The organism is Variovorax boronicumulans (assembly GCF_040544675.1).
Lineage (GTDB): Bacteria > Pseudomonadota > Gammaproteobacteria > Burkholderiales > Burkholderiaceae_C > Variovorax > Variovorax boronicumulans_D.
Map to the genome: position 1 here is coordinate 1 of NZ_JBEPKK010000035.1, position 9,164 is coordinate 9,164.

10 protein-coding genes and 1 pseudogene are annotated in these 9,164 nt (G+C 63.6%); all 11 read left to right on the forward strand.

What is annotated here, in order from left to right; translation table 11 throughout:
* Positions 1–264, forward strand: a pseudogene (locus ABIC90_RS27100) (peptide ABC transporter ATP-binding protein); the annotation flags it as partial.
* Between the two features lie 52 nt (positions 265–316).
* A complete protein-coding gene (locus ABIC90_RS27105; RefSeq protein ID WP_354359794.1) occupies positions 317–1,810 on the forward strand; it encodes an ABC transporter substrate-binding protein in 1,494 nt (497 codons plus the stop codon).
* Positions 1,811–1,814: 4 nt separating this feature from the next.
* Entirely contained in the window at positions 1,815–3,215 is a 1,401-nt protein-coding gene (locus tag ABIC90_RS27110) for an amidase (RefSeq protein WP_354359796.1), read from the forward strand.
* Positions 3,216–3,237: 22 nt separating this feature from the next.
* Positions 3,238–4,689, forward strand: coding sequence for an aldehyde dehydrogenase family protein (locus tag ABIC90_RS27115; protein ID WP_354359798.1), 1,452 nt, complete (start codon positions 3,238–3,240; stop codon positions 4,687–4,689).
* An 8-nt stretch (positions 4,690–4,697) separates the two neighbouring features.
* Positions 4,698–5,594: an NAD(P)-dependent oxidoreductase gene (locus ABIC90_RS27120; protein ID WP_354359800.1), complete on the forward strand. Its 897-nt coding sequence runs from the start codon at positions 4,698–4,700 to the stop codon at positions 5,592–5,594.
* Between the two features lie 599 nt (positions 5,595–6,193).
* The gene (locus ABIC90_RS27125) at positions 6,194–6,601 is read left to right on the forward strand and encodes a hypothetical protein (RefSeq protein WP_354359802.1); all 408 of its coding nucleotides are present in this window, start codon (positions 6,194–6,196) and stop codon (positions 6,599–6,601) included.
* A 124-nt stretch (positions 6,602–6,725) separates the two neighbouring features.
* Positions 6,726–7,037 (forward strand): hypothetical protein, encoded by a 312-nt coding sequence (locus ABIC90_RS27130; RefSeq protein WP_354359804.1) that lies wholly within the window; start codon positions 6,726–6,728, stop codon positions 7,035–7,037.
* Between the two features lie 126 nt (positions 7,038–7,163).
* Positions 7,164–7,502 carry a hypothetical protein gene (locus ABIC90_RS27135; RefSeq protein WP_354359806.1) on the forward strand — a complete coding sequence of 113 codons (339 nt, stop codon included), beginning with the start codon at positions 7,164–7,166 and terminating at the stop codon, positions 7,500–7,502.
* A gap of 94 nt (positions 7,503–7,596) precedes the next feature.
* On the forward strand, positions 7,597–7,986 hold the full coding sequence (locus ABIC90_RS27140) for a hypothetical protein (RefSeq protein ID WP_354359808.1): 390 nt from the start codon (positions 7,597–7,599) through the stop codon (positions 7,984–7,986).
* A gap of 51 nt (positions 7,987–8,037) precedes the next feature.
* Positions 8,038–8,424 carry a hypothetical protein gene (locus tag ABIC90_RS27145; RefSeq protein ID WP_354359810.1) on the forward strand — a complete coding sequence of 129 codons (387 nt, stop codon included), beginning with the start codon at positions 8,038–8,040 and terminating at the stop codon, positions 8,422–8,424.
* Positions 8,425–8,549: 125 nt separating this feature from the next.
* A complete protein-coding gene (locus ABIC90_RS27150) occupies positions 8,550–9,047 on the forward strand; it encodes a hypothetical protein (protein ID WP_354359812.1) in 498 nt (165 codons plus the stop codon).
* The last annotated feature ends 117 nt before the right edge of the window (positions 9,048–9,164 follow it).

Consider the following 9,164-nt stretch of genomic DNA (forward strand, 5'->3'; position numbering starts at 1 on the left):
GCCGACGAGCCGGTCAGCGCGCTCGATGTGTCGGTGCAGGCGCAGGTGCTCAACCTCATGCAGGACCTGCAGCAGCAGTTCGGCATCAGCTACCTTCTGATCAGCCATGACCTGGCGGTGGTCAACCACCTGTGCGACGACGTGGCCGTGGTCTTCAAGGGCCAGATCGTGGAGCAGGGCGCGCCGGGCCACCTGTTCCGCCACGCGCAGCACCCCTACACGCGCACGCTGCTGTCCGCCGTCCTTCAGACCCCCGCGCGCTAGACGCCGACCGACCGCGCAAAGCCGCACCCCTTACTTCCAGGAGCTATCTCGAATGTTGAAGCGACGCACCCTCATGGGCACCGCCATGGCCGCAGCGATCCCGGGCGCCTTTGTCCCGCTGGCACGGGCGCAGACCGGCAAGAACATGCTGAACATCGGCATGCCGCTGGAACCGCCGGGCCTGGACCCGACCACCGGCGCCGCATCGGCGATTGCGGAAATCGCGCAGTACAACATCTTCGAGACGCTCACCAAGGTCAACGCCGACGGCAGCGTGACGCCGATGCTGGCCGAGAGCTGGTCGTCGTCGCCCGACATGAAGACCTTCGTCTTCAAGCTGCGCCGCGGCGTGCGCTTCGAGAACGGGCAGCCGTTCAATGCCGCCACGGTCAAGTTCTCGTTCGACCGCGCGGGCGGCGCCAAGAGCACCAACAAGGACAAGCGCTTCTTCAGCGAGATCGGCACTGTGGCGCTCGACGAGTACACGGTGGGCGTCAACAGCCCGCTGTCGAATCCCGACCTGCCGTTCATGCTGGGCCAGTCCACCGCCTGCATCGTCGAGCCCAAAAGCGCCGACACCAACGCGACCGCGCCCGTCGGCACCGGCCCCTACAAGCTGAGTGCCTGGCAGCGCGGCGCCTCGTGCACGCTGGTCAAGTCGCCCACGTACCGCGACCCGGGCCTCGCGAAGATCCCGAAGTTCGTCTTCCGCTTCATGTCCGACAGCGCCGCGCAGACTGCCGCACTGATGGCGAACGACATCGACATCTTCCCGCGCGCGGGCACCCGCTCGGTGGCGCAGTTCAAGAGCAACCCGCGCTTCCAGGTGCTGGAAGTGGGCACGCGCGGCAAGGTGATCCTCACCATCAACAACCGCAAGAAGCCGCTGGACGACGTGCGGGTGCGCCGCGCAATCCTGGCCGCGCTGGACCGCAACACGATCATCCAGGGCGCGGCCGACGGCTTCGGCAAACCCATCGGCAGCCACTACGCGATGGGCGCGCCGGGCTACATCGACACCACCGCGATGAACCCGCACGACATCGAAAAGGCCAAGCGCCTGCTGGCCGAAGCCGGCGTGAAGACGCCGCTCGAACTGCGCCTGACGCTGCCGCCGCCTTCGTACGCACGGCAGGGCGGGGAGGTCATCGCCGCGCAGCTGGCGCAGATCGGCATCCAGGTGAAGATCCAGAACGTCGAGTGGGCGCAGTGGTTGAGCGGCACCTTCGGCGGCGCGCACGATTTCGACCTCACGATGGTCGCGCACGTCGAGCCCTTCGACCTGGTGAAGTACACCGAGCCCGACTACTACTGGGGCTACGACTCGAAGAAGTTCCGCGACACATTCAGCGCGATCCAGAACGAAGAAAACAAGAAGCGCCGCGCCGATCTGCTGGCCGACGCGCAACGCCAGCTCGCGACCGATGCGGTCAACGGCTTTCTCTACCAGGCGGTGTTTCCCACCGTCGCACGCAAGGAGGTCAAGGGCCTGTGGGCCAGCATGCCGATCGTGGTGAACGACCTGGCCGCCATTTCGTGGAGCTGATGCGATGACCCAGCCTTTGTATTCGCTGAGTGCGGCCGAGATGGTCGCGGCCTACCGCAGCAAGGAGCTCTCGCCGGTCGAGGTGGTCCGTGCGGTCAATGCGCGCATCGAAGCGCTGGAGCCGAAGCTGCATGCGACCTGGCTCTTCCGCCCCGAGTTCGCGCTGGAGCAGGCGCGCGCGTCGGAAGCGCGCTGGCTGGCCGGCACGCCGCGCGGCGCGCTCGACGGCGTGCCGGTGACCATCAAGGACAACCTCGCGACCGCCGGCGACCCGATGCCGCTGGGCACCGCGGCCTACGACCTCGTGCCTGTCGCCGACGATTCGCCGCCGGCCGCACGCCTGAAGGAAGACGGCGCCGTGCTCGTCGCCAAGACCACGATGCCCGACGTCGGCATGTTGTCGTCCGGCCTCTCGACCTTCCATGAACTTTCGCGCAACCCGTGGGACCTGTCGCGCACGCCCGGCGGCTCCAGCGCGGGCGCCGGTGCGGCGGCTGCCGCGGGCTACGGCCCGCTGCATGCGGGCACCGACATCGGCGGCTCGCTGCGCCTGCCCGCGAGCTGGTGCGGCATCTTCACGCTCAAGCCCAGCTTCGGCCGCATCCCGCTGAGCACGCCCTACATGGGCCGCTGCGCCGGACCGATGACACGCACCGTGGAAGACGCCGCGCTGATGATGCGGTCCGTCGCCCAGCCCGACAGCCGCGACTACTCGGAGCTGCCGCCGCCCGTCATCGACTGGCTGGCCTTCGACGTCGATGCCTCTTTTCTCGCGGGCAAGCGCGTGGGCCTGCTGATGGACGCGGGCTGCGGCCTTTCGCTCGATCCGCAGATCCGCGAGGCGGTGCTCAACGCCGCGAAGAAGATCGAAGCAGCCGGCGCACACGTCGAGGAGATGAAGCCCTTCATGACGCCGAAGATGCTGCAGGGCATGGACCACTTCTGGCGCATGCGCTCGCTGACCGACCTGCGCGCCATGACGCCCGAGCGCCGCGCGAAGATGCTGCCCTACATCGACACCTGGGCCGAGAGCGCGGCCGGCTTCTCGGGCGAGCACATCTTCGACGCCTACAGCCAGTTCATTGCCACGCGCGCCGCCACCATCGCGGCGACCCTGGGTTTCGACTTCGTGATCTCGCCGGTGTCGCCCAACATGCCCGCGCCCGCGGAGCACGCCTCGCCGACGAACGACCCGCTGCGCTCGCTGGAGCACATCGGCTTCACGGTGCCCTACAACATGTCGGAGCAGCCGGCCTCATCGGTCAACTGCGGCTACTCCGATGCGGGCCTGCCCATCGGGCTGCAGATTGCGGGTCGGCGCTTCGACGACCTGGGCGTGCTGCAGTTCAGCCGCGCCTTCGAGCGGATCCGCGATGCGCAGAAGCCCTGGCCCGAACTCCAGTGAACCCCATCCAAAGAGAGACCAGATGACAGCAGCCACCCACTACATCGACGGCGACCGCGTGGCCTCGCAGGGCCTGGAGACCATCGCCGTGATCGACCCGAGCGACGGCCAGCGCTTCGGCGAGATCGCACGCGGCAATGCTGCGGATGTGGACGCCGCAGTCCGCGCCGCACGCCGCGCCATGGGCGAGAACTTCGACGGCCCCTGGGGCGCGATGACCGCCCTCGAACGGGGGCGCCTGCTCGCGAAGCTCGGCGCCGCGGTGCTGCAGCACCACGAAGAACTCGCGCAGCTTGAAGCCCGCGACACCGGCAAGGCGCTGCGCGTGGCGCGCAACGACGCCACCGCGCTCGCGCGCTACTTCGAGTACTACGCCGGCGCCTGCGACAAGCTGCACGGCGACACGCTGCCCTACGAGCGCGGCTACACGGTGCTCACCGTGCGCATGCCGCACGGCGTGACCGGCCACATCATTCCTTGGAACTACCCGATGCAGATCGCGGGCCGCAGCGTGGGCGCATCGCTCGCGGCGGGCAACGCCTGCGTGGTCAAGCCGGCCGAGGACGCGAGCCTCTCGTTGTTGCGCCTCGCGGAGATCGCGACCGAGGTGGGCTTTCCCGCCGGCGCGCTGAACGTGGTGACCGGCTATGGCAAGGAGGCGGGTGCGGCGCTGTGTGCGCATCCGGGCATCGATCACATCTCGTTCACGGGTTCGACCATCACCGGCCGCAGCGTCGGCCTCGCTGCGGCCGAGCGGCATTGCCCCGTCACGCTGGAGCTGGGTGGCAAGTCGCCGCAGCTGGTGTTCGCCGATGCGGACCTCGATGCGGCCGTGCCCGTGCTGCTGAACGCGATCATCCAGAACGCCGGCCAGACCTGCTCGGCCGGCAGCCGCGTGCTGGTCGAGCAATCGGTGTACGAAGAGGTGGTGAAGCGGCTGGCCGAGCGCTTCTCGGCCGTGCGCTCGGGCCCGCCGGCCGACGACCTCGACATGGGCCCGCTCATCAACGAGAAGCAGTTCCGCCAGGTGCGCGACATGGTCGCGACCGCCGAGGCGAACGGCCTGAAGGTGGCGGCGCGCGGCACGGTGTCGCCGAACGCATCGGCCAGCGGCTACTACCAGGAGGCCGTGCTGTTCCGCGACGTGCCTGCAGGCAGCGAGCTCGCGCAGCGCGAAGTCTTCGGCCCCGTGCTGGCCGTGACGCCCTTCGCCGACGAGGCCGAGGCCATTCGCCTCGCCAACGGCACCGACTTCGGCCTGGTGGCCGGCGTCTGGACCCGCGACGGCGCCCGGCAACTGCGCATGGCCCACAAGCTGCATTGCGGCCAGGTCTTCATCAACAACTACGGCGCGGCGGGCGGCGTGGAACTGCCGTTCGGCGGCGTCAAGGCCAGTGGCTTCGGACGCGAGAAGGGTTTCGAAGCCCTGCTAGGCTTCACGACCCTCAAGACCATCGCCATCAAACACGGATGAACGAACCCATGAACACGAACGCACAAGAAGCACAGGAACCCCGGCGCGTCGGCCTGGTCGGTGTCGGCCTGATGGGCAGCGGCATCGCCCAGAACATCGTCAAGCACGGCCACCAACTGACCATCCTCGACCACCCCGGCAACCAGCCTGTGGGCGCGCTGCTCGCGGCCGGCGCCACGGCCGTGTCGGATGTGACGGCGCTGGCGGCGGAGGTCGATGTGCTGATCCTCTGCGTTACCGGCACGCCGCAGGTCGAGGCCGTGATGCTCGGTGACAAGGGCGCGCTCGCGAGCCTGCGCCCCGGCACCGTGGTGATCGACTGCTCGACCGCCGTGCCCGACTCCACCACCAAGGTCGCACAAGCGGTGCTGGCCAAGGGCGGTAAGTTCCTCGATGCGCCGATGACCCGCACCGCCAAGGAAGCCGCCGAAGGCCGGCTCAACCTGCTGGTCGGCGGCGATGCCGACGTGCTGGCCTCGTGCCTGCCGCTGCTGCGTTGCTTTGCGGAGAACATCACGCATGTCGGCGGCATCGGCGCGGGACATGCAATGAAGTTGCTGCACAACTTCGTCTCGCTGGGCACCGTGGCGCTGCTCTGCGAAGCGGCGGCCTGCGCGGAGCGCGCGGGCGTGGCACCCGAGGTGTTCGTCGACGTGCTCGCCAAGGGCGGCGGCAACGGCGTGGCGCTGGACCGCGTCAAGCCCAAGCTGCTGACGGGCAGCACCGATTCGCTGAAGTTCTCGATGGCGAATGCGAAGAAGGACCTGGGGTACTACAACGACATGGCGGAGCAGTCTGCATCTGGCCACGGCATTGCGCTGGCTGTGGATGCGCTATTGACTCAGGGCGTGGAGAAGTTCGGGCCTGATCGCATGGTGCTTGATCTGGTCGAGGCGCTGCGCTGAGTTTTTTTGTGTTTTAGGCGCCGCTGTTTTTCAGGGCGTGTGCGCAGGACGCCGGGTACTCCCCTCCGCGAATGTCCCCCGCCTTCGGCTCCTCCTTTATTTCGCTGCGGGGAGCACCCGACGCCCTGTGCACGATGAGTGCGGCTGTGGCGTTGGCGGTTCGACTGATGTGGCGAATTGCAGAGTGTGGATAGGCGCGGGCGCGCCGCTGGGCTTTCGCGTGAGACGGGCACGGGCAACCGGGATTCGGAAAGGCTGGCATCGGCCGCAGTCGAGATTGGCGTGGCTGCGTTCAATGTCTGCTTCAGACGGGTTGTAGTCTTCAGGGCGTGTTGGGTGACGGTCTCATTCGGGCCCGTTCACGACAGCAACGTGACCGGCTACAGTCGGCCGATTGTGTTGAAAAACTCCGCCGTTACTGCGCTCGGTTCCTCGCGAGAAAAATCGACCTCTCAGATCGCTCCAGGATCGACGATCGTGATGTGGTCAAGGGTTCGAGTACCCCTGAAAACGCGCTTGAAATGTCATGAGCGAGTTTTTCAACACAATCGGCCAAGAGCGGTCATTCGATGCAAACACTCGCTACATAAGGAGACCTCGTGTCCTGGGATGTCGGTCTTTTTAAATTCAGCCGTCGCTACACCGACGTCTCAGAGATGCCCCGCGATGAACAACCCAGTCCGCTCGGCACGTTAAGCGTCGTTCAGCACACCGTAACGGCCGTCTTTCCTGGGACAGACTGGACCGATCCTTCATGGGGAATATTCGGAAGTGAGCTTGGCTCCATCGAATTCAATGTCGGAAAGGACGATCCGGTTACGTCTGTGGCACTACACGTGCGTGCTGGCGATGCCATCGTAGAAGGCATCTTGCTTCTCTGCGAGAAACTTGACTGTCAAGCGATTGACTACAGCGACGGTGGCTTTCTTGAGCAGTCCGCCCATCCCGCACAGAATCTGCAGAAGTGGCGAGAGTATCGGGATCAAATTGTCGCTGGCGGAAACTGATGCTCGGAGCCGCATCGCATACGCCGGGATTCGGCCAGAAGCTGCCGCTCGACCGCGCGATCCAGTTCGCTCGGAAGCAGACAGTCGGTGCGCTTGCACATCATCCATTTCACTGAAATAAGACATGCCCGATCGTGACGATACATGGCCCTTCGAGGACGCGCCGAACCTCGCTTGCTTCACCGTGAGGTCCATCATGAATGGGACTGCGCCAATCCTCTATGTCTCCCACGACGATGATGATGGCGCTTGGCAGATGCTCACGAGCGACGCCGCTGATATGTCCCAAGCGATGATCGTGACGCTTGTGCAGTTGATAGAGCGCGACCGCACGCTGATTGAACTAGCGGACATGCCACTCGGGTGGTCTGCTTCGCGTGAGGATGCGAACTCGCCATGGATACGCCGGGCTAAGTCAGAATCAGCGGTCGACTGAAGCAGCGGCATTCGGCCAAGAGCAGCCATACGCATAGGATTCCCAGTGCCTCGGAAAATAACGACCATAGCCCGCGACATTGCCAGGTTTGCCCCCGATGAGGATGGTGACTGGCGCCGTCTAGACGTGCTGCTTGATGAACTTTGGCAGACGGGCGCTCCAGAACAGGCAATCCTCGAAATGCTGAGCGTCTTTGAGCGGTATCCCGAGGAAGACGGACACGGGGTGATGTGGAGCCTCGTTCACGGGTTGGAAAAGCTTCCGAACTACGAGTCCGCGCTTCTTTCTTCCCTGGCACGCCAGCCAAGTGAACTCGGGATAGTCATGGTCGGTCGCATGTTGAACTCCGGCGTTACAGCGGTCGATGGCGTTTCTCTGCTACTCAAACTGCAGGAAATCGCTGGCACCGCGACCTCTGCGCATATCAAGGAAACAGCGCGAAGCTTTGTGTCACGGCCACGTTGATATTCGCACCGCCCCACCCCCTTCGCGACGGCGGTTTGTCCGGCTACAGTCGGCCAGAACCAGACGTCCAAGCCTTATCCCACTCGTCCTTCAAATGAGTTCTTATCTCTTCGCGCCTGAGCAGTTTCAGAAGAGGCCGGCGGTGGCGCAAGTAGACGTCGATTTACGAAAGTGGCTCCGAGATATTTCCCCGGAAAAGCGGTTGGCATTCATCCGTGCACTCTGGCCGCTGAACGACAGATACAGCATGTCGCTGGCAAGATCGTCGCAACTCCCAAATAGCTTAGTTGAGGCGTTGCTTGTGGAATGGCTTCGCGCTGGTCAGGTCAACACTGTCAATGAGCTGGTTGCGCTGGAACCTCTTCTTGGAAAAGTAAGCTTCTGGAAGCTCGTAGATTCCACGGACCTATCGCCGGCAATGAAAAACTTTTTTTCTCTCTACCGAAAAAGCTATCGTCGATACGACGGGGCCACTGGCCCCTAGCGGCCAAAACCGGACCTCCCGTGCCGCCTCTGAAATCTTCAAGGAACCCGAATGCTGCCCTCGCAGAAGCTGATTCACGTGGTCTTGGCATTGGCAAAAGCGGGAGACCTTGACTTATTGAAGAGCGGCAAGGTTCTCTCGACTGCGAAGGAGCAATCCGCTGCAGAAGCGTTGGCCGACATGCTGCGCCGTTATGACTACCTTTCGTCAAAGCAGTTCGAAGACGTTTCGGCCGTCAAGTCGGAGGCCGTTGTCGAAGCTATGCGCCGGGGACTTTCGACACCTGAGAAGCAGCGCCAGAAGCTCATGGAACTCTATGATGCCGTCCGGCAGTTGATGGACTCTGACCAGATCTACGACTTACTCCCAAGGTCGAGCCAAGCCCTCGTCACGTCATCGCGAATCGCCCTTGGTGCCTTGGACGAGCGACGGAGCTGACGACTGTCGGCCAGAAGCAGACCTTCGACGGCGTCGCAAAAATTTCGCCCAGACCATGTTCTTGATTCTGCGGCGACCAGGATCAAGCATCATCGGTAGCCGTGCGATTTTTTGGAGGTGAGAGGATGGGATTCTCAAGTTATGTCTACGGCTACATCGCTGAAGCGAATCAAAATCCTTCTGGCGCTGATGTACCGTTTGAAGAGCAAGTTCTGGCTCTTCAAAAATACAACGAGATGGTCATTGATAGCCTGCCCGCCCAAGATGATTGGCCGCCCCTCAGCCGAAGAATGATCGGACTAGCCCCCTCAGGGGAGCCCATGATCGCTTACTGGGGCAGGCCCATTCACTTTGCTGCAGGTCTGAAAGAAATTGACTTAGACATCGGAAAATGGCTCGACAAGTTCGAGAACCTGCTTCGTCGCCTCTACTGGGATAGGGTTCAGCTTCACATTGAGTTCGGCTTGAGTCCTGCCCGCAGCATGACTTGGGAGATCAAGCGTGGCTACGTGCATGTGTTCAAAGGCGGACCGCCCGCTCCAGTCGAATCGACTCTTCAAACTTCTATGGAACCCGAGGAGCTTGAATATCGGTGGCCTACGCATCCACGGGGAAGGTCATAGTTCGGCCAGAAGCGGAAGTTCATGCACGACGGCTTTCAGGTAGGCTATCCAGAGGACCTCCTTACCAATCGTGAAGACTGACAATGGAATCCTATTCAACGCGCTGCCTCTTCGAGT